Here is a 23,099-nt window from a genome sequence, read left to right as displayed (position 1 = left end):
CTTCGGCAAAAGGCGAAGCGCTACAGGCTGATCTCGGGCCCGTGCCGGTCGCCGTCGTCCGGCACCGGGCCGGACTCGCCCTGCCAGGGCAGGCTCTGCCAGGGCGGCTGGCCGGCACGGGCCTCGTAGACGTCGAGGGTCAGGGTCGCCTCGCCGCCCTCCGCATCCGCGACGCGGACATGGCTCGGGCGGGGTTGCTTCGGGGGGACGAGGTAGAGGCCCTTGAACGAGGTCGCCATTGCCTCAGACCCCGTTCTCGGACGGCTCGCCCTGGGACGAGCGGCAGAGATAGGCCGGCTTGGTGCGCAGGTGGCCCTTGAGCCGCAGGTACTCGGCGACGATCTCGCAGATCGCCTTGTCGCGGGGCAGGCGCTCGACCGCGCAATGCTCGTCCAAGGCGGCCACCACCTCCGGCGGGAAGGTGAGGATGCCGGCGAGTTTCGGCGTGTCGTCCGTATCCGGTTGATCCAAAGCCCGGTCCTTCCCGCTCACATCCCGCGGTTGCCGGAGAAGCGCCCCGTGTCCCGGCTCCGGGATGCTTCTCCAAGCTTCTGTGCCGCATCGGCTTTTCCGAAGGCCGGTCTCCACCTGTCGGGCCGATGCCCAAGCCGTCAGCTCGGCTGTTCCTCGACCTGCTCCAGGTCTTCCTCCGGCAGCGGCTCGGCGGGGGAGGGCGGCGGGTCGCGGTCCTTCTCGTGGTCGTCGCCGGGTTTGGGGCTGTCCGATCGCGTCACCGGGGTCTCCTTCCAGATTTGTCGGGATCAAGCCGGCATCCACCGCCGCGGTTCCGTCGGGTTCGGCTCACGGATCGAGCGCCAGCGCCGCGGTGCGCGCGACCAAGGCAGGGGGCGCGGTGGCGCGCCAAGCCGCCAGCAGCCCGGCGCGCAGGACGTTTTCCTCGACGCCGAAAAGATCGAGGCTGGTCCAGCCGCGCTCGCCCCAGTTGCCGGGGACGGGGGCGCAGGCGTCGGGCTCGGCCTCGACCGCGGCGGCCTGCGCCTCCGGGGTCAGGCGCAGCACGACGCGCTCCTCTTCGGTCCAGAGGGTGGCGAAGATGCGCCCGCCGACCCGGAAATCGGGATGGCCCTGATGCGCGCCCTCGACCACGTCCGGCAGCATCAGGGCGAGCGCCCGCACGTCCTCGGGCAGGCAGGACATGGAGAATTACTCCGCCCGCGCCGCAGGCGCCTGCCACGCGACGCCCGCGTGCTCGCGCACGTCGCCGGAGCGGGAGCCGGTGTCGGCGTCGCTGACCCACTCGCCGGGCTCGGTCACCTCCAGCACCTCGTCCTCGGGATAGGCGGCCTCGACGAACAACCGGGCCTCGCCCTCGGCCGCCGCCCGCACCGTGATCAGGGGACGCTCGCCCCCGGCCCCGCGCACCCTGGCGATGAACAGCTTCGACATGACGGCTCCTGCTTCTCTTTTCCGGACTCGCGCCGTCAACGCGCGGGCCGGGCCGATGGTGCGGCCCGCGCGTAGCCGTCTTCGAGAAGCCGGCCATGCTCATCGCGCGACAGGCCTATGCCGTCCGGGCGAGTCGCCTTGGCGGTGCGATCCGTTAAGGAGCGTGCACTCCCTTCGCCCACAACCGAATCGCTTCCATGCCCCAAGGTGCCGTCACCTTCCTGGGCCGCGGCCTCGCCTACGTGCGCGGCCAGCGGATCGTGCTGACGATCTGTCCGGTCTGCTCCCAGCGCAACGACCCGAAGGCGGCCGAGCGGGGCCATTGCCTGTGGTGCGCCTACGAGCCCACCCCCGCCGACGTCCGCGCCGCGACCGCCGACGGCAAGCTCAACGGCAAGGCCGCCTGAACCCGTCTCAAGGCGCGACCGTCACCGCCTGCCGGAACGCGGGCGCCGCGCAGAGCGGGGCCCAAGTCCAGCCCTCGTCGGCGATGTCGATGACGAGATCGTAGGCGCCCGGTGCCTCGGGGGCGGTGACGGGCAGGCTCAAATGGGTCTCCGTCCCGGCGGGCAGCGGCAGCGGCAGGTCGATGCCGCGCGCCACGGCGGCGACCTCGCGGTCCCCACCGACCCAGACGCTGCGCAGCGACAGGCCGAACGCCGCCTTGTCCCAGGCGAAGGGGCCGGCATTGCGCAGCCGCACCGCCAGGGTGCGGCTCTCGCCGGGGCCCAGCCGCGCGGGCGGATCGGCCACCGCGAGGTCCGCCCGGTAGGCGTCGCGCACCGGCACCAGCGGCGGCTCGGCGAGCGCGCGGGCCATGGCCTCGGTGAGGGTGTCGGCGAGCGCCCCGACATTCTCGTCGCGGAAGAACTGGGCGTGCGCGCCGGGAATCTCGGCCCGGCGGTAGTCCCGATACAGGCGCCGCCACAGCCGCTCGGGATCGCGGTAGCGGTGGTCGGGATGGCGGGCGAGGCTGTCGCGGCCGTAGAGGTGGAGCACCCGCCCGCCATAGGGCTGCGGCGCGAACCCCCATTCCATCAGCACCAGCAGCGGCACGTGCCGCCCCCGCCGCAGCAGGTGCTGCGCGACCGGCAGCGCGATCAGCGCGCCCTGGCAATTGCCGCCGAGGAAGACCGGCCCCGCGGGACAGGTCTCGACGATCTCGTGGACGTAGCGCAGGGCAAGGCGCTGAATCTCGTCCTCGTGGTACCGGATGACGCCGCTGCCCGAGCGCAGGCCGTAGAGCGGCTGATCCGGCCCGAGATGGCGGGCGAGTTGGCGGAACTCGGCGTCGACCTGGAACACCCAGAACAGCGGCGGGCGGCGCCCCGCGACGTTGAGGCCCGCCACCAGCCGGTCGCGGGTCGGGCGGGTGCCGGCCCAGGTCTCCATCAGGCTGAGTTGACGGCTGCGCAGGTCGTCCGGCAGCGGCCAGGGCAGGGGATGTGCAGCCGTGGGCGCGACCGGAAGCGCGGGCGCCGCGCCGATCTCGGACACCAGCCGCACCAGGGTCGCGAGCGTCGGATCGGCGAAGAACGCCTCCGGGGCGATCCAGCCGCCGTAAGCCTCGCCGATGCGGGTGGCGAGCGCCAGCGCGCGTAAGGAATCGCCGCCGAGATCGAAGAAGTTCGCTTGAGCATCGAGGGGCCCCTCGATCGCCAGCACCGCGCGCCAGATCGCCGGGATGCCCTGCTCCGCGGGCGGCGCCGTTTCGGCCGTGTCCGGGCGCGTCGTCCGGTGGCGCAGCACGGTGCCGACGCGGCCCGCCGCGATGTCGGCGGCGAGCGCGCGGCGGCGGATCTTGCCGGCCCCCGTGAGGGGGATCGCGCCGGGCTCCACGGCGACGACCCGCCCCGGCGCGAGGCCGAAGCGGCGGCCGACGAGGCGGGCGGCCTCGGCGGCGAGCGCCTCCAGGCGGGCGGGCTCGGCCTCGGCGGCGAGCACGACGACGAGGCGCTCGCTCTCCTCGCCGGGCCAGTGGACGGCGCAGGCATGGGCCCGCACCGCGAGGTCGAGCCCCGCCTGGAGCGCGGCGTCGATCTCGGCCAGCGACAGCTTGCGGCCGTTGGTGATGAGGACGTCCTTGGCGCGGCCGTGCAGCGTCAGGCACCTGGCGGCCATGATGCCGAGATCGCCGGTGCGGTACCAGCCGTCGGCGGTGAAGGCCGCCCGCGTCGCATCCGGCTCGCCCCAATAGCCGGAGAACAGGGTCTGCGGGCACAGGGCCTCGACCTCGCCGAGTTCCCCCTCGGGCAGGATCGCGCCCGCGGGATCGACGACGCGCAAGTCCACCCCGGGGGCGGGCGGCCCGAGATCGGCCGGGTCGGCATCGGCGCAAGCCGGGCCCAGGCCCTGCTCGGCCCCCGCCATCAGGGCACCGGTCTCGGTGGTGCCGTAGCCGGCGGAGAGGGGGGCATGCGGAGCGCCGTTGCGGGCGAACAGCGCGCGCAGGCGCCGCATCACCGCCGGCACCACGGGCTCGGCGCCGAACCCCATCGCCTGGAGCGCGCCGAGATCCCAGCGGCGCTCCGGGGCCCCCTCGACCGCCTTCAGCAGGTAGGCGGCGAGCGAACTCGTCATCAGCCCGTGGGTGACCCCCAGGGTCTCGATCGCGTCGAGCACCCGCAGCGGCCGGGTCGCGAAGTCGGCGAGATCGACATGGACGACCTCGCGGTTGAGATGGAACGCGACGGCGATGCCGCTGATGCCGTCGATGGGCAGGCTCGACAGGTAGACCACCGGAACCGGCGATTTCGGCCGGGCCTGATGGAAGCGGTTGAGGATCGTCTCCTGGCTCAAGGCGACGAGCTTGAGCTGCCCGGTCGAGCCCGAGGTGGCGACGAGGCAGCACGGCTCGGCGCAGGGCCGCTCCTCCTTGAAGGGAGCCTCGGCCTCGCAGGCATCGAGCCGCAGGAGGGTCGTGCCGGAGGGCAGCGCGCCGCTCGCCGGCGCAACTGCAGCCCAGTCGGTGAAGCCGTCGTCGTGGAGGATGACCGGCGCGTCGAGACGGGCCAGGGCCGCGCGCAGGGGGGCGTCGTCGCGGCCGAGTTCGCGCGATCCGGCCTGCCCGGTCAGCGGTACCAGCGTGGCGCCCACCCGCAGACCGGCCCAGAATGCGGGGACGAAATCGAGGACGTCGCGCACCAGCAGGACGACCGGGCGGCCCGGCCCGGCCCCGACCGCGGCGAGGCCGGTCGCGAGGCGGGCGGAGCGGTCCCACAGCGCCCCGTGCGTCCGCGACGGAAAAGGCCCGGCGGCGGACATCGACCAGATGCGTCGCTCGGGCCGGCTCGCGAGCTGCGCGACGATGACGCCGAGCAGGGTCGGCGGCAGCGCCGGATCCCGGGTCAGCGCCCCGCCGCGGGCGAGCGCGCGCGGAGGGGTTTCGTCACGATGGTCCATGATCTCGGAACCGCCTGCTGCGAAGCGCCCGACCCTTACAGGGTCCGGCCGCGGGCTGCGAGGCGCGCGATCTGACCGCCGACCTCAGAGGCGGACGACGGCGACCTTCGGGATCGGCGGAAGCTCGGAGGCGGCGTCGAGGATCGGCGAAGGCGGCAGCGGGCCCTCGCCGCCGAGCGTTTCCATCTGGCAGCGGATGTTCATATCGTTCTCCTGATCGAGAGGGGGGAGTCGGCGCGCCGCGGGCGGCGCAGCCGGACGCCTCAGAGGCGGACGACGACGACCTTCGGGATCGGCGGCAGCGAGGACATCGGCGAGCGGACGCCACCCGGAATGCCGGGGCCTTCGCCGTTGATCGTCTCCGGCTGGAGGCGGGTGACGCCTTCGCCGTTGATCGCTTCCATCTGGACGCGCGTGGTCATGATCGCTCTCCTGAATGCGGAAGCGGCGAGCATCGGAGCGGACGCTGGCGAAATCAACCTTTTGCTTGCGACGTGCGGCCGAATCCGAGCCAATGTCGCCCGAGGGACACACCCTGAGCGGAATCGGGCCGGGGCTCGACACAATCCTTGCGGGCATCGGCGGGCCGGGATCGATCCGGCCTCACAGCCCGGCGGTCGCGGTCCGTGCGCCCTTCGTCGGCAGGTCGAACACGCCGGCCCACAGACCGCGGCGGCGGCCCCAGGCGCGCGCGTCCTGCGCCGCGTAGTCGGCCGAGACGCCCCGGTCGGCCACCGCGTAGCCGTTCTCGACGAGCCAGGCGGCGAGGTCGCCGTCGCCGAGGCGGCAGCGGGCGTAGGGAGCCCCGTCCTCCGCGGCGCCTCGCGCCTCGCAGGCGATCGACGCGTCACCGATCCGGGCAGCGAGCGCCTCGGCCGCGACGCGCCCGCACGGATAGCCGCGCTCCTGCGCGTCGAAGCAGGTCTGGTCGAAGGTCGGCGTCGCGATGCCGTGGAGCCGCACCCGCTGCCCACCGATGGCAAGCGTGCCGCCGTCGATCACCGTGGCCGGGCCGGCGAGGGAAACGTCCGGCGTGACGAGGGGGGCGGCGAGGGGCGCGGGAAGAGCGAGAGCGGCGATCCGGGTCGCGGTCTCGCCCGCCTGGGCCGGCCGGACCGGGGCGCCGAGCATGAGCGCGGCGAGCGGCAGGGCCAGCACCACCGGGGGGCGCCAGGGGCGGCGGCGCGGCGCGGGGGCGGTCGGCTTGGTGACGGCCGGGCTGGCGATGGCGCCCACGAGGCAGGCGGCGTAGATGAGGGCGATCGTGGCGGTGAGGGACATCGGATGGCTCTTTCGCGAGAGGGGTTGCGGGCGGCTCGGCCGAGGCCGGCGCTCCGTCTGTGCCGCCTTCTCGCAGACGGGCTCCTGCGCCGGCCTGACGCCGCCCGTCAGCCTCGCGTCAGCGGGATTCGGGCATCCCTCCCCGGTCCCGGACATCCCTCCATGCCGCGCCCGCTCCGCCTCCTCCTGATCGCCCTGCTGCTCGCAAACACGCCGGCCCACGCCGACAGCGATGGCGAGCGGGCGCGGGCCGCCCTGGAGCGGGGCGAGATCCGCCCCCTCGACGCCGTGCTCGCCGCCGCCAAGACCGCCGTGCCGGGCGACGTGGTCGCGGTCGATCTCAAGCGCGACGACGGGCGCTGGTTCTACAAGCTGCGCATCCTCTCCGCGGACGGGCGCCGCCGCGACGTGAAGATCGACGCCGGCTCCCTCAAGGTCATCGACGATGACGACGACGATTGAGCCCGACGGGCTTGCGCCGAGCGATCATTCCGCATTCCGGGCGCGAAGAGCGCCCCGCGCAGTGGGCCTCGGCTTTGCCGAGGCGTCTAACGGAGCGAGAAACCAAAGCCGCGGACGCGGCTGCCGGCGTTTGAGGCAAAACAAGAAAAGAACCCACCCATGCGCATCCTGATCGTCGAGGACGAGCCGCGCATCGCCGCGGACCTGCGGGCGGGGCTGGAGCGGGCCGGCTACGTCGCCGAGAGCGTCGGCGACGGCGAGGCGGCGTGGTTCAAGGCCGGGACCGAGACCTACGACGCGATGGTGCTCGATCTCGGCCTGCCGCGGCTCGACGGGCTCGGCGTGCTGCGCCGCCTGCGCAGGGCCGGGGTGCGGCTCCCCGTCCTGATCCTCACCGCCCGCGACGGCTGGCGCGAGCGGGTCGAGGGGATCGACGCGGGCGCCGACGACTATCTCCAGAAGCCGTTCCGGATGGAGGAGTTGGTGGCGCGGCTGCGGGCGATCCTGCGCCGCACCGCGGGCCACGCCTCGCCGGTGCTGCGGGCGGGTGCGGTCGAACTCGACACCCGCACCCGCGCGGTCTCGATCGAGGGCCGCGAGATCGACCTGACGGCGCTGGAATACCGCCTGCTCGCCTTCCTGATGCACCGCCAGGGGCAGGTGGTGCCCGCGGGCGAACTCCTGGACCATCTCCACGGCAGCGACAGCGACCGCGAGGCCAACGCGCTGGAAGCCCTGCTGACGCGCCTGCGGCGCAAGCTCGGGCCCGGCGTGGTCGAGACCCGCCGCGGCCACGGCTACCTCGTGCCCGCCGACCCGGAGAGCAGGTGAAGCGCGACTCCCTGCGGCTGCGCCTCGGACTCGCCGCCGCCGCCTTGATCGCCATCGCCCTGGCGCTGGCCGGGATCGGGCTCACCGTGATCCTCGACCGGGTGCTCGACGCCCGCACGGCGGACGGGCTCGACCGGGTCGCCAAGCTCATCGCGGGCCAAGTCGCGCTCGGGCGCAACGGGGCGCTCAGCCTGCCGCAGGAGCCGCCGGACCCGCGCTTTGCCACGCCCTATGGCGGGCTCTACTGGCAGATCGAGGGGGGCGGGCAGACCCTGCGCTCGCGTTCGCTCTGGGACCGCGGCCTCGGCACCGTGCCCGACACGACGGTGGAGCCGGCGGTGGGCGACCTCGACGGGCCGGACGGCAGCCGACTGATCGCGGTGACGCGCCGCGTGACGATTCCGGCCCGCGGCGAGACGGTGGCGCTCGCCGTCACCGTGTCCGAGGACCGCCGCGATCTGGCGCAGAGCCGCGCGACCTTCCTGCGCCTGCTCGTGCCCTCGCTGGTCGCGCTGTTCGCGGCGCTGACGCTCGCCATGGCGCTGTTCGTACGTCGCGCCCTGGCCCCGTTCCGGGTGCTCCGGGCCGATCTCGCTGCGGTCCATTCCGGCGCGCGCCCGCGTCTGCCGGAAAAATTCCCGGAGGAGGTGCGCCCGCTGGTGGCCGACCTCAACCGCCTGCTCGACGCGCAGGAGCGCGACCTGGAGCGCGCCCGCCGCCAAGCCGCCGACATGGCCCATGGCCTGAAAACCCCGCTCGCCGTGCTCGACGCGCTCGCCCGCCGCACCGAAGGCGCCGACCCCGCCCTCTCGGAAGAGATCGCCGAGCAGGCCCGCGCCATGGCCCGCCAGGTCGAGCGTACGCTCGCCCGCGCGCGGGCGGCCTCGGGGGGGCTCAGGCGGCGCGTCTCCCCTGCCGCCCCGGTGGCGGAGCGGATCATCGGCGCCCTCAAGCGCCTGCCCGACGGCGAGGCCCTGCGCTGGGAGATCGCGCTGCCCGAAACCCTCGCCTTCCCCGGCGACGAGGGCGACCTCACCGAGATCCTGGGCAACCTCTTGGACAACGCCCGCAAATGGGCCCACCGCCGCATCCGCGTCTCGGGCGGAGAGGGTGGACACCTCACGGTCGAGGACGACGGCCCCGGCATGAGCGCGGCGGCGATCGCCGGCATCGCCCGCGGTCGCCGCTGGGACGAGACCCGCCCCGGCACCGGCTTCGGCATCGCCATCGCCCGCGACCTCGCGGAGACCGCAGGCGCCGGGCTGCGGCTCGATCGCTCCGAGTTGGGGGGCCTGCGGGTGACGCTGCATTGGCCGGCGGGCTCTACCAGCCTGTCCGGGTGATCACGCCGACAAGCGCGCATCCCCTCGCCCCGCCGTGCGGGGAGAGGGGATGCGGCTCGCAGCCTCGCGAGTCACCGCCGGCCATAACAATTCATTCACCATTCCCGCCGCCGACCGCCTCACTCCACCGATGTAAGTGCGCCAGCGCATGCGAAGAACGCAGAGCTCGAGCCTATACCGCACCGCAACAAGCGTGAGGGTTCTGAGGCCATGGCCTCCAAGGTTCTGTTGGTGTTGACCGTGCTCGTGCTCCTGATCGACGGCCACGCGCCGCGCATGCGCGAAATCCGCAATCCGGACGCCGAGGGCGGCGGGCGCCCGGGCCTCGCCCTCAAGCGCGCCGACCGCGCGGCGTGAGGCAAAACGTCCGGCGGGCGAGAGACTTCTTAGAGAATCTTCACAAACCGCGGGAAAGGCGGCACGTTCTCCCCCAAGCGGATCGATCCGCGGGGAGGACACGGATGTCGGCACGCGGATCACTCGCCCTCGCCCTGGGCCTGATGGCGCCGCTCGCGGCTCAAGCGCAGGACGGCTCGCTCGCCGCGACCACCCTAGGGCAGGTGATGAAGGCCCGCGCGACCCTGCAGGCCGATTGCGGCTTCGACATCCTGAAGGAGAGCCCGCTCGGCGACCTCTCCTGCAAGTCCGGCACCCGCACCGCGGTCGATGCCTGGGACGCCGCGCTGACCGAGGCCGGACTTCCCGCGGCCGAGCGTGCCGGCACCGCCGAGCGCCTCGGCCTCGTCCCCGGCCCCGAGGACGAGCCGGCGGGCCTCTGGCGCGCCGACCCGAAGGACGTCGCCCGGCTGATCGCCAACCTGAGCCTGAAGGCCGGCGGCTGAGGCCGGACAGCGTCGGTCAGGCTCCTCGGCCGTCATTCCCGGGCTCGCCAAAGGCGAGACCCCGGAATCCACGACTGGCCGCGACGCCCACCTCAGCGGCGCATCACGGGTGGATTCCTGGTTCCGCTGCGCGGCCTCGGAATGACGGGAAAGGTGTGGCGCGGTAAAGTGTTGCGCCGCGACCCTCATCCGATCCCGAAACCTCGGCGCGGCGCGATTGCCCCGCAAACCCTGCCTGGGCGCGTTGACCGTTTGCCGCGGCGTCTTTTAAGTGCCGCGATGCGCCAGCGCCCGCCACGCTTCGTGACCGGCCGCGCGATCATTGGGGTGATCGCGCTCTACGCGCTCGTGCTCCAGGCCTTCCTCACCGCGCTCGCGCCGATCGCACCCGCGATGGCCGGCGACATCCTCTGCGCCGAGCACGGGATCGGGACGGGCTCGCCCGACGACGGGGGCCCCGCCTGCCGCCATCACGCCTGCTGCGTCCAGGCGCAGGCGCCCCAGCTCGGCCTGCCGCCGACGCCCGTCGCCGCCGTGGCCGCCGACTGGCCGCCCGCCGCCGCCCCCCTGCCATGGCCGCCCTCGGAAGCGGCGCGCGCCCGCGCCCCGCCCGATCCGGCCGTCGGCCCGCGAGGTCCCCCCGCCGCCTGAGCGATCCGTTTTCCGATCCCTCAGACCTCGGCTCTCCGTCCCATGTCCGTTCCGTTCCAGGGCTCCGCCCCGGCCGCCGCGCGTGATCGCGTGCGCGTGCCGCTGCGCGAGACCGTCTACCGCGCCGTCTGGCGCTGGCACTTCTATGCCGGGCTGATCTGCCTGCCGTTCCTGATCCTGCTGGCAGTTACCGGCGCGCTCTACCTGTTCAAGTCGGAGATCGACGCCACCGCGTTCGCCCACCGCACCGTCGTGGCGCCCGTCGGCACCCCGCTCGGGCCGGACCGCCTCGTCTACAACGCCATGCAGGCGGTGCCGGATGGCGTGCCGCTCTCCTATACCGAGCCCGCCGGTCCGACCGCCTCGGCGCTCGTGACCATGACGATCGGGGCGGAGAAGACGCTCGTCTTCCTCGATCCGTATCGCGGCCACGTCCTCGACGCGCTGCCGGCCGCGCAGGAGTTCTCCATCGTGGTGCGGCGGCTGCACAGCCTCACCCTGTTCGGCTCGGCCGCGAACCTCGTCGTCGAGATCGTGGCGGGCTTCGCCGTCATCCTCGTGATCACCGGCACCTATCTGTGGTGGCCGCGTGGGCAAGGGGGCAAGGGGGGCGGCGGCGTGGTGCGCTTGCGCGAGACGCCGCGGCGCCGGGTGTGGTGGCGCGACCTCCACGCCGTCACCGGGTTTTTGGCGGGCGGCGGCCTGCTGTTCCTCGCGCTCACCGGCCTGCCGTGGTCGGGCTGGTGGGGGCAGGAGTTGCGGGCGTGGTCGAACGCCGCCGGCCTCGGCCAGCCGCGCCAGCTCTGGGCCGACAAGCCGGTCTCCGCGGTGCCGATGCGCGCCGTCTTGAGCGAGCCCGGCTGGACGATGCAGGACGCGCCTGTGCCCCGCTCGCAGCCGCGTGCGGCGCCCGCCATCGGCCTCGACCGGGCGGCGGACATCGTGCGCGACATGGGCATGCCCGCGGGCTTCGAACTCGCCCTGCCGCTCGGCGAGGCCGGCGTCTACGCCGCCGCCGCCTATCCCCGCGACGTGACGGCCCAGCGCATGGTCTCCCTCGACCAGTATACCGGCCAGCCCCTGGTCGATGTGCGGTTCTCGCAGATCGGCCCGGTGGGGCAGGCGATCCAGCTCGGCATCGGCCTGCACAAGGGCGAATTCTTCGGGCGCGCGAACCAGCTCGCCATGCTGGCCTTCTGCCTCGCCACGATCCTGCTCTCGGTCACCGCGGGGGTGATGTGGTGGAAGCGCCGCCCCGCGGGCCGGCTCGGCGTGCCGCCGCTGCCGCGCGACGGCCGAGTGATGGCGGGCGTGACCGGGCTCGTGCTCGGCCTCGGCGCGCTGTTTCCGCTCACGGGGCTCGCGATCCTCGCCCTGATCGGCCTCGACCTCGGCGCCCGCGCGTGGCTGCGCCCCCGCGCCCTGCGCCCGGCCGCGCACGCCTCCTGATCCGGCCGGGCCCCTCGATCCCGCCGACACGCCATCCGCGGCCGCCTCCGGCGCCGCTTCCCTTTTCCGTTTCCGACGAGCCCGTCATGCCCGCCCCCTTGCGCCGCGCCGCCCTCTGTCTGCTTGCCGCACAGCCATTTGCCGCCCAAGCCGCGCCCGAAGCCGTGACCCTCGAAGAGATTTCCGTGGCCGGCGAAGGCCGGGGCAACGGCCAGGGCGCACTCTCTCAACCAGCAAAAAAGTTCGGGGTGGCGGCGGCGCCCGGTGCGGCGGCGCTGCCGATCGAGCGGCCGGTCGGGCAGATCGTCACCGCGGTCGGGCGCGAGGCCATCGCCAACCGGCCCGCCACCAGCATCGGCTCGGTGCTGCTCGACAGCCCCGGCGTCACCGTGCGCCAGGGCAACGGCGGGCGCGACGTCGTTATCTCGATCCGCGGCAACAACGCCCGCTCCACCGGCGTGACCCGCAACATGGTGGTGCTGGAGGACGGTTTTCCGGTGACGCAGGCCGACGGCGCCTCGCGCTTCGACCTCGTCGATCCCCGCGCCTATTCCCGTATCGACGTGTTTCGGGGGCCGCAATCGGCCCTGTTCGGCAACTATGCCACCGGCGGCGCGCTGGCCTTCCGCACCCGCACCGGCCGCGAGATCGATGGGTACGAGGTCGGCGTGGATGCCGGCAGCTTCGGCTACCTGAGCAACTATTTCACCGTCGGCGGGGCCAGCGGCCCGTTCGAGGTCAGCCTGTTCGCCAGCGACGTGCGCGGCAACGGCTACCAGCAGCACGCGTCCTACGACACGCAGACCGTCAACCTGCTGGCGAGCTACACGCCGACGCCCGACAACCGCTTCACCCTCAAGGTCATCAACAACGAGATCGACGCCAACATCCCCGGCCGCTCCTCGCTGACCGATTTTTATCTCAACCCGTATCAGCGCCGCTGCGATACGGCGGACACCGCCGCGCTCGGCTGCGCCAAGTTCACCCTCGGCGGCATTCCGGCCACCGCCGCGCAGGCGGGCTTCCGCCGCAACGACCGCCGCACCATCGTGGCGGGGCGCTGGGAGCACGACATCGACGCGCAGACGACGTGGCGGGTGCAGGTCGGCTTCGACGAGCGTAACTACAACCAGCCGTTCTACACCTCGTCCGGCCGCGGCAGCCTGCCCTCCTACAACCTGCTCACCGACCTCACCCGCCGCGGCGAATTTTTGGGACTTCCGGCCGTCGGCTACGTGGCGCTGTCCTACAGCGCCGTCGACGTCACCGCCTCGACCTTCAACCTCACGGCGCTGGGCGGCGCCCGGCTCGGCTCGCTCGTCGCGCTGCAGGACGCGGTGCAATCGAACCTCGGCGGTCGGGCGCGGCTGGAACTCGAACTCTCGCCCGAATGGAAGGCCGTCACCGGCCTCTCGGTGGAGAACTCGACCATCACCGGGCGCAACCGCACCTTCGCGCCCGACGGGACCGAGACGCTGCCGCGTGCCATCGCCGACCGCCGCTTCCTCAACGTCGCGCCCGAACTCGCGCTCGTCTATCAGCCGGACCCGACCTGGGCCCTGCGCGGCCGGGTCGCCACCGGCTACGCCACGCCCTCGTTCTCGTCGCTGTTCATCACGCCGCTGGGCGTTCCCGGCAACAACACCGGCCTGAAGACGCAGGAGAATCTCGGTTTCGACCTCGGGGCCGACTGGCTCGCGGTCGAGGGGCTGAAGCTCAGCCTCACCGGCTTCTACGAGTTCTTCCGCAACGAGTTCGTCTCGCAAGTGCCCCTGACAGGAGGCCCCAACTACACGTTCAACGCACCGGCCTCCGAGCATCGCGGCATCGAACTGGCCGCGACCTACGCCTTCGCGCCGGGCTGGAACGGCGTGCTCGCCTACACCTTCGACGATCAGGTCTACACCGATTACGTCGAGCAGCTGAGAGGGACCGCGGGCAGCATTCAGGCTCTGAACCGGGCCGGCAACCGCATCCCCGGCGTGCCCGACCACCAGCTCCTCGCCCGCGTCGGCTACGACGTGCCGGCGGGTCCGCTGGCCGGGCTCGGCGGCTTCGCGGAGGTGGTGGCGCAGGGCGGTTACTTCGCCGACAACGCCAACCTGCTGAAGATTCCGGGCTACGCGATCGTCAACCTCAACCTCCACTATTCGGCGCTGTTGCCGGACGGCTACGCCAAGCGGATCGATCTCTACGGCGAGGTCCGCAACGTGTTGGACACGGTCTATGTCGCCTCCGCCAACCCGGTCGCCAACGCCCTCACCGACACGGTCGCGACAATTGCCCAGCGGCCGAACTCGATCTACGCGGGCGCGCCGCGCACCTTCGTGGCCGGCATGAAGCTGTCGTTCTGACGGCGCCTGCCGGACGGGACTTTGACCGGACGCGCGAACCGCCTAGACCGTCCCAGCCTGCAACCTTCCGCGGATCGGACCGGCCGATGGATCACCCCGCCTGCGACTGCGGCAGCGGACTCTCGGCGGCCCGCTGCTGTGCCTACGCACCCGAGGCCGAGGGCGCGCCGCCGCCCGACCCGGCGCTGGCGGACGAGGGGCAGGCGGCGGCGCAGGCCCTGCGCGGCGGCGACCGGGCGGGGGCCGAGCGCATCGGCCTGTCCGTGCTGGAGCGGGCGCCGCTCCAGCCCGAGGCGCTGGCGGTTCTGGGCGAGATCCGGTTCAGCCAGGGCAACACGAAAGCGGCGGCGGCCCTGCTGGAGCGGCTAGCCGCGGTCGAGCCCGGCAATTTCTGGCCGGTCAACAAGCTCGCCCTGCTCGAACTCGGGCGCGGCGACATCGAGGCCGCCGAGCGCCATGCCCGCCAGGGCGTGCGCCTCGCACCCGCCAACCCCCAGGCCCACAACCTGATGGGCATGGCGATGACCGAGGCGCATCGCCCGGCGCTCGGCGAGTACCATTGCCGCCGCGCGCTTGCTCTGTCCGGGCGGCGCATCCCGCTGGTGCTGTCGAACCTCGCCACCTGCCTGAAGAACCAGGGCAAGGTGGAGGAGGCCCGCGCCCTCTACCGGGAGGCCGACGGGCTGGAGCCCGACAACCGCCACACCCTGCTGGCCTGGGCGCAGCTGGAGGAGGCCGACCGCAAGCTCGACGACGCGGAAAGCCTGCTCGACCGGCTGGAACGGCTCGGGCCCCCGAGCCCGCAGATGCTGCTGCTACGGGCGGCGATCCTGGGTCGGCGCAAGCAGGCCGAGGCGGCGGTGGCGCTGCTCGACCGCGCCGCGCAAGGGCGGTCGCTGCGCCCGGTCGAGCGGCTGGAGCGCGGGCGCCAGCTCGACCGGCTCGGCCGCTACGACGAGGCCTGGCCCGAATTCGCGACGGCCAAGCAGCGGATGCGCGAGCTGTCGGGCCACGGCTACCTGCGGGACGAGGCGGTCGGGATGGCCGAGGCGCTCAAGGCGTTCTTCACCCGCGAACATCTCGACCTGCTGCCGCGGGCGGGCGTGCGCACCGACGTGCCGCAGCCGGTCTTCATCCTCGGCTTCCCGCGCTCGGGCACGACGCTGTTGGAGCAGACGCTGACCGCGAGCCCGCTGGTCGCGGCGGGCGACGAGCTGACCCTGGTCCACGAGATCGCCGGATCGGCGCCGCGCCTGCTCGCCAGCCCCTGGGAGTATCCCGGCGCGCTCACTGAGCTCTGGATGGGCGACCGCCGCGAGGGCCTCGACACCTTGCGCGACCACTATCTCCAGCGGGTGCGCCAGCTCGGCGTGCTGCGCGAGGGCGCGCCCCTGTTCACCGACAAGATGCCGCTGAACGAGGTCCATCTCGGGCTGATCGGGCTGATGTTTCCGGGTGCCCCCCTGCTGCACCTGATCCGCCACCCCCTCGACATCATGGTCTCGGCGATGTCGAACGTGTTCACCCACGGCGCCCATTGCGGCTCGGCCCTGGAGACGGCCGCCGAGCACCTCGTGCTCTCGGCCGACCTCGTGGCGCATTACCGCTCCGTCATGGACCTGAACTACCGCACCGTGCGCTACGAGGACATGATCGACGACCAGGAGGCGACGGTGCGGAGCGTGTTCGACTTCGTCGGCCTGCCCTTCGACCCGGGCGTGCTCAACCACGAGGCCAACCCGCGCTACGCCCGCACCGCGAGCTACGCCCAGGTGACGGAAAAGCTCTACGACCGCTCGCGCTACCGCTACCGACACTACCGCCGCCAGTTGGAACCGGCCGTGCCGATCCTGGCGCCGCTGATCGAGCGGCTGGGCTACACGGTCGAGGACGGGTTCGATCCGCAGGCCTAGAGCATCGTCCTGGATATCGGATCCAGGACGATGCTCTATATCCTTGTGCCGCATCGTCTTTTTCCGAAAGCCGGAAACCACCTTTCGGGACGATGCTCTAACCGGTCCGGCGCGTCGCAACGGCGGCGCCGGCCCCGAACTGGAGTTTCGGTTGTGTCCCGTTCGTCATAGCGGGCAATGCAGGCCGATCGTATGAGTGTGAACATGCGATGGGCCCTTGGTGTACAAGCGGCCAGGACCTCGACCCCTTCTTCGACATGGCAAGACTTTCATGGCCGGGCCGACACAAACATTCACTCAAAGATTTAAACTCATCGATGGCGCCGGCTATTACGATGCGACGTCGGCAGGAAACGGCTCCAATACCATTTCCGATAGCGCAGATCAGGCAAGCCCTTCGGAAAACACCGGTCGACTCGGAGATATCACAAACGACCAATTCGTCGTAACGAATTCGAACTCCCAATCGCCGGTAACGGTGACCTATTTCGGCCGCACGTCAAGAGGCATTGTTACTCAGATAGGATCGAATAAGTATCTCTACACAAACAATGATTATGGCGGAGGCGCTCCGATTTTGGATACGAGGGACGGGTCCTTTACCCGCGCCGATCCATCGGACACCGCTTCTCAATGGACGATTACTTGCTTCGCTTCGGGAACGCTGATCCGAACCGATCGCGGCGAGATCGCCGTCGAGAGCTTGACGATCGGCGACGAGGTGATCACCGCCTCGGGTGAAATCCGGCCCATCCGCTGGATCGGCCATCGCAGCATGCCCTGTCTCGGACACGCTGAACGTCTGCCCGTGCGCATCGCCGCGCACGCTTTCGGTGCGGGCCGCCCGGCCCGCGACCTGTTCGTCTCCCCCGCCCACGCCATCGCCGTCGATGTTCTCGGCGAGGTGCTGATCCCGGCCTGCCGCCTCATCAACGGCACCACGATCACCCAAGTGGACGTCGAAGAGGTCACATACTGGCACGTCGAGCTCGACAGCCACGACGTCCTGCTTGCCGAGGGGCTTCCGACGGAAAGCTATCTCGATTGCGGCAACCGCCGCTTCTTCGCCAACGCCGATCTCACCGACCTCGCCGCGACGCCCGACGCCCGGCCGGAGAGCGGGCTGGCGTTCTGCCGCCCGTTCCACGAGGCGGGCGCGCTGGTCGATCTGGTCCGCGCCCGGCTCGGGGAGCGCGCCGAGACGCTCGGTTGGTGCAAGCGCGACGACACCTTCGCCGGGTTGCATATTCTCGCCGACGGCGAGACCATCCGCCCGGACGTGGCGGGGCTCACCGCCCGCTTCGTCCTGCCGGCCGGGGCCTGCGACGTGCGCCTCGTGTCGGAGACGAGCGTGCCGGCCCATGTCGTGCCGGGCTCGACCGACGCGCGCCGCCTCGGCCTGCCGCTCGCCGGGCTGACGATCGACGACGGCCTGACCGGCGCCCGCACGGTCGCCCTCGACGACCCGTGCCTGGATGATGGCTTCCACGCGTTCGACGGCGGCGTTCGCTGGACCGACGGCGCGGCACGGCTCCCGGCCGAGTTGTGGGACGGCTGCCGCGGCGCGACGTTCCTGCGCCTCACCCTTGCGGCGCCCGCGCTGCCGCGCTGGGTCGCGCCGCAGGCCGGCAACGAGATGCGGAACGAGGGCCGGCGGAACGCCTGACGCGCCTCACGACGGACGAGGAAATCGCAGGCCCGGACGCATGTCCGGGCCTGCGGCGTTTCGGGCGGTCCCTACCGCCCGGCGTTCACCCAGCGCACCAGATCGCCGAGCACTTGGCTCAGCGCGGCGTCGAGGCCGGTGGCGGCGGTCTGGGCGTCGACCTTGGGCACAGGGACGCGGGCGGTGAAGACGCGGGCGTTGACGACCCGGCCGGTGCCCTCGGCGATCAGCTTGGCGGAGAGGTCCACCACCGCCTCGCCCGAGCCGGAATCGATGTCGAACTCGCGGATCTCGCTGACCAGCAGATACTCGGACGGGATCTTGTCACCGGGGCGCGAGACCGAGCGCAGGCGGCCGGTGTTCTCCAGGCTCTGGATGATCCGGGTCTGGATCAGCCGCGGCAGACGGTCGGCCCACTGGCCGCCGCCGAGGAAGGACAGGGAGCCGCCGCGCTCGCGCACGATGATGCGGTCGGCCTCCATCGGCTGCAAGCCCACAGGCTCCGACACCACCAGGGAGCGCGCGGCGCCCGTCGTCCGCGGCTGGCCGGGGAGGGCGGCGAGGTCGAAGGTGAGCGGCGTCGCGCCGCCGCCGCAGCCGGCGAGGGCGGCCAGCAGCGCGAGACCGGCGGCGGCACGCGCCGCGCGGCCGGAAGAGGCGGGAAGGAAAACTCGCATCATGCGCTCGGGCACCGTCCGTCGCTGGGGCAGGGGGCGGAAGGCCACCCTACCACGCCCAGCTTACGGCAACGCTCGAACGGGGCAGTGCGCCCCGGCACATCGGGTGCGCGGGACCACGTCAGCGGGCACCGTTGTATTCCGGCAACGTCGGCTTGCCGCCGAAGATCACCTGCGAGGGGTCGCGCTCCAGGCTGCGCGCCGCGCGGCTCAGGGTGTTGAGGGTGCGCTGGCCGTCGGTCGCCAGGGCCTCGACCTCGCGGCGGCTCGACCCCGACAGGCGGTTGAAGCTCGTCGAGATGTTGGCGGTACGCTTGTCGAGGTTCTCCGACAGCGTGCGGAAGGCGATGCCGGCCTCGCGCACCGAGACCGCCGCCTTCTGGATCTCGGAGAAGGTGCCCGCGCCCTGCTGGCCCGAGGCCGAGCCGAGGAAGCCCTCGGCCCCCTTCAGCACGCCGTCGATGCGGTCGGCCGAGGCGCTGAGCTTGGCCGCCAACGCACGGGCATCGTGCAGGCCGGCCTCGATGTCGGGGCCGGACTTGGCGAGCGCGGTCGAGAAGGTGTCGGCGTTCTCGATCACCCGGTTGAGGCGCTGCCCGTCCACCGCCTTGACGAGACCGGTGATGGAGGGGCCGGCCTCGGCGAGTGTCTTGGAGAAGGACTCGACGTTGGCGAGCGTGCGGGTGATCGCGCCCTCGTTGCCGGCCACCACCTTGTCGAGGCGCTGGAGCACGTCGTCGGCGCGCTGCGCGATCTGCTTGGCGGCGGCCATCATGTCCTGGATGTCGCTCGAATCGGCGAAGATCGTCGGCATCTGGTCGCCGGAGCCGGGCTTGAGCGGGGGCGCGTCGGCGCTGCCGCCGGACAGCGAGATCTGCGAGACGCCGGTCAGCATCGCGGAATCGAGCCGTGCGCGGGTGTCGGCGCGCAAGGGCGTCGAGGGATCGACCTGCACCACGGCCACGACCCGGCGCGGGTCCTGCGGCAGCAGGCGCACGTCGAGCGCCTCGCCGACCTTGATGCCGTTGAACGACACCGTCGAGCCCTTGGCCAGGCCCCCGACCGAGCCGGAGAAGACGATGCGCAGCGCCTGGCTCGCCTGCCCCCGCGATCCGCCCTGGAGCCAGAACACGAAGCCGAAGGCGGCCAGCACGACGCCGATGGTGAAGGCGCCGATCAGGACGTAGTTCGCGCGGGTCTCCATCGGACTAGCTCTCTCCCCGATCCGGAGGGGTCAGGCGGTGCGCCACCGCACTTCGACGTCCTAGGTGCGCTGCCCCCGACCTGTGGTCGAGAGCAGCGCGTCCGGCGGACGACCGCCGCCCCGCAGTCGCGGGGGCGATCGGCGATGCCCGGGCATCGCCGATCGGAAGGAGCGAACTGGTCTTACGCATGGGCGTAGGCCGGTGCTGGTGCCGGCGCAGTGGGCGCCAGCGCGCGGGCGCGCTTGCCGTGGAAGTAGGAGCGCAGCCACGGATGGTCGTGGTCCAGCATCTCCCGGATCGTCCCTTCCGCGATGATCTTGCCGTCGCCCAAAGCCGCGATGCGGTCGCAGGCGGTGTAGAGGCTGTCGAGGTCGTGCGTCACCATGAAGACGGTGAGCCCGAGCGTGCGCTTCAGGGTCGAGACGAGGTCGTCGAACTCGCCCGCGCCGATCGGGTCGAGGCCCGAGGTCGGCTCGTCGAGGAACAGGATCTCGGGGTCGAGCGCCAGCGAGCGGGCGAGCGCGGCGCGCTTGATCATGCCGCCGGACAGCTCCGAGGGGTACTTGTCGGCGGCGTCGGGCTTGAGGCCGACCATCTCGATCTTGAGCCGGGCGAACTCGTCGAGCAGCCGCTCGGAGAGCTTGAGATGCTCGCGCATCGGCATCTGGATGTTCTGCTTGACGGTGAGCCCCGAGAACAGCGCGCCCTGCTGGAACAGCACGCCCCAGCGCTGCTCGAGCTGGCGGCGCCGGGTGAGCGTGATCGCGTCCACGTCCTCGCCGAAGATCTCGATGGTGCCGGAGCGCTTCGGGACCAAGCCGAGGATGGTGCGGGTCAGCACCGACTTGCCCTGCCCCGAAGGCCCGACGAACCCCAAGATCTCGCCGCGGCGGATGTCGAGGTCGAGCCCCTTCATCACGGCGCGCTCGCCGAAGGTCACGACGAGGTCACGCACGCGGATGATCGCATCCACTTCGGGCTGCGCCGCCTGCACCTCGGACTGCGCCGCTTGAGGGAAGTGAGGGTCTGCCAACTCGTCCGCTCGCGCGTGTCAAAAGTTGATCGCGGCGAAGAAGACCGCGAAGAGGCCATCCAGCACGATCACCATGAAGATTGACTTGACGACTGAGGCGGTGACGTGGCGGCCGAGCGATTCCGCCGAGCCCTCGACCGCGAACCCCTCGATCGTCGCGATGATGCCGATGGTGAGCGCCATGAACGGCGCCTTGATCAGCCCCACGGCGAAATGGTGGAACGACACCGCCGCCTGGAGCCGGGCGAGGAACCCGTCGATGGTGAGCCCGCCATAGAGCGCCGCCGTGAACCCGCCGCCGGCCAGAGCCGCGAGCGAGCCGAGGAAGGACAGGATCGGCAGGCCGATCACCAGCGCGAGGATGCGCGGCAGGATCAGGATCTCGATCGGGTCGAGGCCCATGACGCGCAGGGCATCGACCTCCTCGCGCATCCGCATCGAGCCGATCTCGGCGGTGAACGCCGAGCCGGAGCGGCCCGCCACCATGATCGAGGTGAGCAGGACGCCGAGTTCGCGCAGGATCAGCAGGCCGATCAGGTTCACGACGAAGCTCTGCGCGCCGAAGCGCTGGAGCTGGAAGATGCCCTGCTGGGCGACGATGCCGCCGACGAGGAACGAGATCAGCACGATGATCGGCACGCCGCGGAAGGCGACCTGTTCGAGCTGGTTGACGAGCGCCGCCGTGCGGAACGTCTTGGGCCGCCGCGCGACGCGGCCCGCCGCCGCGACCACCTCGCCAAGGAAGGCGATGCCGGCCAGCACCTCGGCCCCGCCGCGGGCGACGCGGCGGCCGAGCCCGTCGAGCATCCGGACCGCCGGGTTGCGGGTGTCCGGCGCCTTCGGCTCGGCCTCGCGCAGGCCCATCTCGCCGAGCAGGATGCGGTGCTCGGGCCGCGCGCCGGCATAGGCGAGGCGCGAGCCCGCCCCCTCGATCTCGGCGCGGGTCCGCTCCAGCACCCAGGCGCCGAGCGTGTCGAGGCGCCGGACGCCGCTGAGATCGATCACCACCGCCTGCCCGCGGCCGTGGGCGGCGATGTCGGCCGCCGCCCGCTCCACCGCCGGGCCCTGGTCGGCGGTCCAGCGCCCGCGCAGGGTCACGCGCGCGCCGTCGAGGTCGGCGCCCGCGGCGTCGAGCGTACCGGAGCCGTTCTCGATCCGCACGGATCACTCCCGCTGGCGTCCCTGCGGGACGGGTCGGACTACGTATGCGCTGCCTATACCGCATCGCCACAGGCGAGACCAAACGGGCAAGGATTCGTTGACTTTTGTTAACCCTTGGTGCCTCTGCACGCCGCCGTCCGGGAGGCCCCCCGCTCCCGAGCGTCCGGCACGAGCCGAGCGCGGCGGATCGTGTGTCGGGATCGAGGTTGAGATGTCGGTTTTCGGCCATGCTCCTGCCGTGCGCTCGGCGCGCGGGACGCTCCTCCTCGCCCTGCTCCTCGCCTCACCGGGTCTCGCCGCGGAGACGAAGGGCGCGCCCCCCGCGGTCGGCACCCTCACGGTCTCGGCGCAGGAAGTGACCGAGTCTGAGAAATACATCGGCCGCATCCAGGCGGTGTCGCGCTATTCGGCGGTCGCCCGCGTCACCTCGTTCCTCGATCAGGTAGTCTTCAAGGAAGGCCAGGACGTCCGCAAGGGCGACGTGCTCTACCGGCTGGAGACGGCGCCGTTCGAGGCCGACCTCGCGGCCAAGAAGGGGGCGCTCGCCAACATCCAGGCACAGCTCAAGCTCGCCGACCTCAACCTCGCCCGCTCGACTTCGCTGATGCGCAGCCCGGCCGGGCTCCAGCAGAAGGTCGATGAGGACCAGTCGCAGGAAGGCTCGCTGCAGGGGCAGCTCCAGGGCGCGCAGGCCGACCTGAAGACCGCGCAGATCAACCTGAGCTACACGACGATCTCCTCGCCGATCGACGGCAAGATCGGCCGCACCGCGATCACCGCGGGCAACCTCGTCTCGTCGGACACCGGCGTGCTGACGACGGTGGTCAGCCAGGACCCGATGTACCTGCTGTTCACGATCCCGACCCGCACGGTGATCGATCTGCGCCACCGCCTCGCCGCGGTCGGCGGCCTCGACTCCTTGAAGCTCCGCATCGTCCTGCCCGACGGGCGGACCTACGGGGAGACCGGCCACGTCGATTTCACCGACAACACCGTCTCCGCCTCCACCGACAGTTTTTCGATCCGCGGGGTGTTCGCCAACCCGGCCCGCGGCGAGAACAAGGCCGGGCACGCGGTGCGCGAACTCATCGACGGCGAGTTCGTGACGGTGATCGTCGAGAACCCCGAGCCGGTGCGCCTCGTGACGATCCCGCGCGCGGCGGTGCTCACCGACCAGCGCGGCGACTACGTCTACGTCGTCGGCGGCGACGGCAAGGCCGAGCGCCGCAACGTCGGGCTCGGTCAGCCGGTCGGCAGCCGCACCACGGTGACGTCGGGCCTCAAGGACGGCGAGACCATCGTGACCGACAACCTCCAGCGCGTGCGTGCCGGAGAGCCGGTGGCGGCCTCCCCGGCGCCGGGCGCCCCGCAGGAGGCGAACCGGTGAGCCGCGCGGCTCAACGGACCCAGAGGCGGAGCCCG

Annotated in this window: 24 protein-coding genes; 12 read left to right on the top strand and 12 right to left on the bottom strand. The window is 72.0% G+C overall.

The window, feature by feature from the left end; all coding sequences use genetic code 11:
* Positions 1–20 precede the first annotated feature (20 nt).
* From ASG52_RS01230 to ASG52_RS01215, 5 genes are all read right to left on the bottom strand, one after another.
* Entirely contained in the window at positions 21–239 is a 219-nt protein-coding gene (locus ASG52_RS01230) for a hypothetical protein (protein ID WP_056237880.1), read from the bottom strand.
* Positions 240–243: 4 nt separating this feature from the next.
* The gene (locus ASG52_RS01225; protein ID WP_156383745.1) at positions 244–471 is read right to left on the bottom strand and encodes a hypothetical protein; all 228 of its coding nucleotides are present in this window, start codon (positions 469–471) and stop codon (positions 244–246) included.
* A 140-nt stretch (positions 472–611) separates the two neighbouring features.
* Entirely contained in the window at positions 612–734 is a 123-nt protein-coding gene (locus ASG52_RS28115; protein WP_286158904.1) for a hypothetical protein, read from the bottom strand.
* 67 nt (positions 735–801) lie between these two features.
* On the bottom strand, positions 802–1,158 hold the full coding sequence (locus ASG52_RS01220) for an MmcQ/YjbR family DNA-binding protein (RefSeq protein WP_056237873.1): 357 nt from the start codon (positions 1,156–1,158) through the stop codon (positions 802–804).
* A 6-nt stretch (positions 1,159–1,164) separates the two neighbouring features.
* Positions 1,165–1,407: a hypothetical protein gene (locus tag ASG52_RS01215; protein ID WP_056237870.1), complete on the bottom strand. Its 243-nt coding sequence runs from the start codon at positions 1,405–1,407 to the stop codon at positions 1,165–1,167.
* Positions 1,408–1,604: 197 nt separating this feature from the next.
* Between ASG52_RS01215 and ASG52_RS01210 the strand changes: the two genes are divergently transcribed.
* The gene (locus ASG52_RS01210) at positions 1,605–1,814 is read left to right on the top strand and encodes a hypothetical protein (RefSeq protein WP_056237867.1); all 210 of its coding nucleotides are present in this window, start codon (positions 1,605–1,607) and stop codon (positions 1,812–1,814) included.
* A 7-nt stretch (positions 1,815–1,821) separates the two neighbouring features.
* Here the strand turns inward: ASG52_RS01210 and ASG52_RS01205 are convergent, their stop codons facing one another.
* The 3 genes from ASG52_RS01205 to ASG52_RS01200 form a co-directional block, all read right to left on the bottom strand.
* Positions 1,822–4,809 carry an AMP-binding protein gene (locus ASG52_RS01205; protein ID WP_056237865.1) on the bottom strand — a complete coding sequence of 996 codons (2,988 nt, stop codon included), beginning with the start codon at positions 4,807–4,809 and terminating at the stop codon, positions 1,822–1,824.
* 263 nt (positions 4,810–5,072) lie between these two features.
* Positions 5,073–5,231, bottom strand: a complete 159-nt coding sequence (locus tag ASG52_RS26810; RefSeq protein ID WP_156383744.1) for a hypothetical protein — start codon at positions 5,229–5,231, stop codon at positions 5,073–5,075.
* A 181-nt stretch (positions 5,232–5,412) separates the two neighbouring features.
* Positions 5,413–6,090 (bottom strand): thermonuclease family protein, encoded by a 678-nt coding sequence (locus ASG52_RS01200; RefSeq protein ID WP_056237862.1) that lies wholly within the window; start codon positions 6,088–6,090, stop codon positions 5,413–5,415.
* A gap of 162 nt (positions 6,091–6,252) precedes the next feature.
* Between ASG52_RS01200 and ASG52_RS01195 the strand changes: the two genes are divergently transcribed.
* From ASG52_RS01195 to ASG52_RS01155, 10 genes are all read left to right on the top strand, one after another.
* Positions 6,253–6,552: a PepSY domain-containing protein gene (locus tag ASG52_RS01195; protein ID WP_056237861.1), complete on the top strand. Its 300-nt coding sequence runs from the start codon at positions 6,253–6,255 to the stop codon at positions 6,550–6,552.
* 159 nt (positions 6,553–6,711) lie between these two features.
* Positions 6,712–7,383 (top strand): response regulator transcription factor, encoded by a 672-nt coding sequence (locus ASG52_RS01190; protein WP_056237859.1) that lies wholly within the window; start codon positions 6,712–6,714, stop codon positions 7,381–7,383.
* Positions 7,380–8,726 (top strand): ATP-binding protein, encoded by a 1,347-nt coding sequence (locus ASG52_RS01185; RefSeq protein ID WP_056237856.1) that lies wholly within the window; start codon positions 7,380–7,382, stop codon positions 8,724–8,726. Before ASG52_RS01190 ends, ASG52_RS01185 begins: the two co-directional genes overlap by 4 nt.
* A 210-nt stretch (positions 8,727–8,936) precedes the next feature.
* Entirely contained in the window at positions 8,937–9,083 is a 147-nt protein-coding gene (locus ASG52_RS27750) for a hypothetical protein (RefSeq protein ID WP_200945548.1), read from the top strand.
* Positions 9,084–9,187: 104 nt separating this feature from the next.
* Positions 9,188–9,568, top strand: coding sequence for a hypothetical protein (locus ASG52_RS01180; protein WP_056237853.1), 381 nt, complete (start codon positions 9,188–9,190; stop codon positions 9,566–9,568).
* A 279-nt stretch (positions 9,569–9,847) separates the two neighbouring features.
* Positions 9,848–10,219 (top strand): hypothetical protein, encoded by a 372-nt coding sequence (locus tag ASG52_RS01175; RefSeq protein ID WP_056237846.1) that lies wholly within the window; start codon positions 9,848–9,850, stop codon positions 10,217–10,219.
* Between the two features lie 42 nt (positions 10,220–10,261).
* The gene (locus tag ASG52_RS01170) at positions 10,262–11,668 is read left to right on the top strand and encodes a PepSY-associated TM helix domain-containing protein (protein WP_056237844.1); all 1,407 of its coding nucleotides are present in this window, start codon (positions 10,262–10,264) and stop codon (positions 11,666–11,668) included.
* A gap of 86 nt (positions 11,669–11,754) precedes the next feature.
* Positions 11,755–14,022, top strand: a complete 2,268-nt coding sequence (locus ASG52_RS01165; RefSeq protein WP_056238364.1) for a TonB-dependent receptor family protein — start codon at positions 11,755–11,757, stop codon at positions 14,020–14,022.
* 86 nt (positions 14,023–14,108) lie between these two features.
* Positions 14,109–15,935: a tetratricopeptide repeat-containing sulfotransferase family protein gene (locus tag ASG52_RS01160; RefSeq protein ID WP_056237841.1), complete on the top strand. Its 1,827-nt coding sequence runs from the start codon at positions 14,109–14,111 to the stop codon at positions 15,933–15,935.
* 478 nt (positions 15,936–16,413) lie between these two features.
* Positions 16,414–17,601 carry a Hint domain-containing protein gene (locus ASG52_RS01155; protein WP_502691012.1) on the top strand — a complete coding sequence of 396 codons (1,188 nt, stop codon included), beginning with the start codon at positions 16,414–16,416 and terminating at the stop codon, positions 17,599–17,601.
* A 71-nt stretch (positions 17,602–17,672) separates the two neighbouring features.
* Here the strand turns inward: ASG52_RS01155 and ASG52_RS01150 are convergent, their stop codons facing one another.
* The 4 genes from ASG52_RS01150 to ASG52_RS01135 all read right to left on the bottom strand — a co-directional run bounded on the left by ASG52_RS01150 (position 17,673) and on the right by ASG52_RS01135 (position 21,677).
* Positions 17,673–18,278, bottom strand: coding sequence for an ABC-type transport auxiliary lipoprotein family protein (locus tag ASG52_RS01150; RefSeq protein ID WP_502691009.1), 606 nt, complete (start codon positions 18,276–18,278; stop codon positions 17,673–17,675).
* Positions 18,279–18,399: 121 nt separating this feature from the next.
* Positions 18,400–19,482, bottom strand: coding sequence for an MlaD family protein (locus tag ASG52_RS01145; RefSeq protein ID WP_056237834.1), 1,083 nt, complete (start codon positions 19,480–19,482; stop codon positions 18,400–18,402).
* 182 nt (positions 19,483–19,664) lie between these two features.
* Positions 19,665–20,516 (bottom strand): ABC transporter ATP-binding protein, encoded by an 852-nt coding sequence (locus ASG52_RS01140; RefSeq protein WP_502691008.1) that lies wholly within the window; start codon positions 20,514–20,516, stop codon positions 19,665–19,667.
* A gap of 18 nt (positions 20,517–20,534) precedes the next feature.
* Positions 20,535–21,677, bottom strand: coding sequence for an ABC transporter permease (locus ASG52_RS01135; RefSeq protein ID WP_056237831.1), 1,143 nt, complete (start codon positions 21,675–21,677; stop codon positions 20,535–20,537).
* A gap of 211 nt (positions 21,678–21,888) precedes the next feature.
* On the opposite strand from ASG52_RS01135, the gene ASG52_RS01130 reads away from it, so the two are divergent.
* Positions 21,889–23,064 carry an efflux RND transporter periplasmic adaptor subunit gene (locus ASG52_RS01130; RefSeq protein ID WP_082552284.1) on the top strand — a complete coding sequence of 392 codons (1,176 nt, stop codon included), beginning with the start codon at positions 21,889–21,891 and terminating at the stop codon, positions 23,062–23,064.
* Positions 23,065–23,099: the final 35 nt, after the last annotated feature.

It is taken from the genome of Methylobacterium sp. Leaf456, assembly GCF_001425465.1.
In the GTDB taxonomy this organism is placed as follows: Bacteria; Pseudomonadota; Alphaproteobacteria; order Rhizobiales; family Beijerinckiaceae; genus Methylobacterium.
The sequence above is the reverse complement of the archived record's forward strand: the minus strand, read 5'-3'. Positions and strand labels throughout refer to the sequence as shown.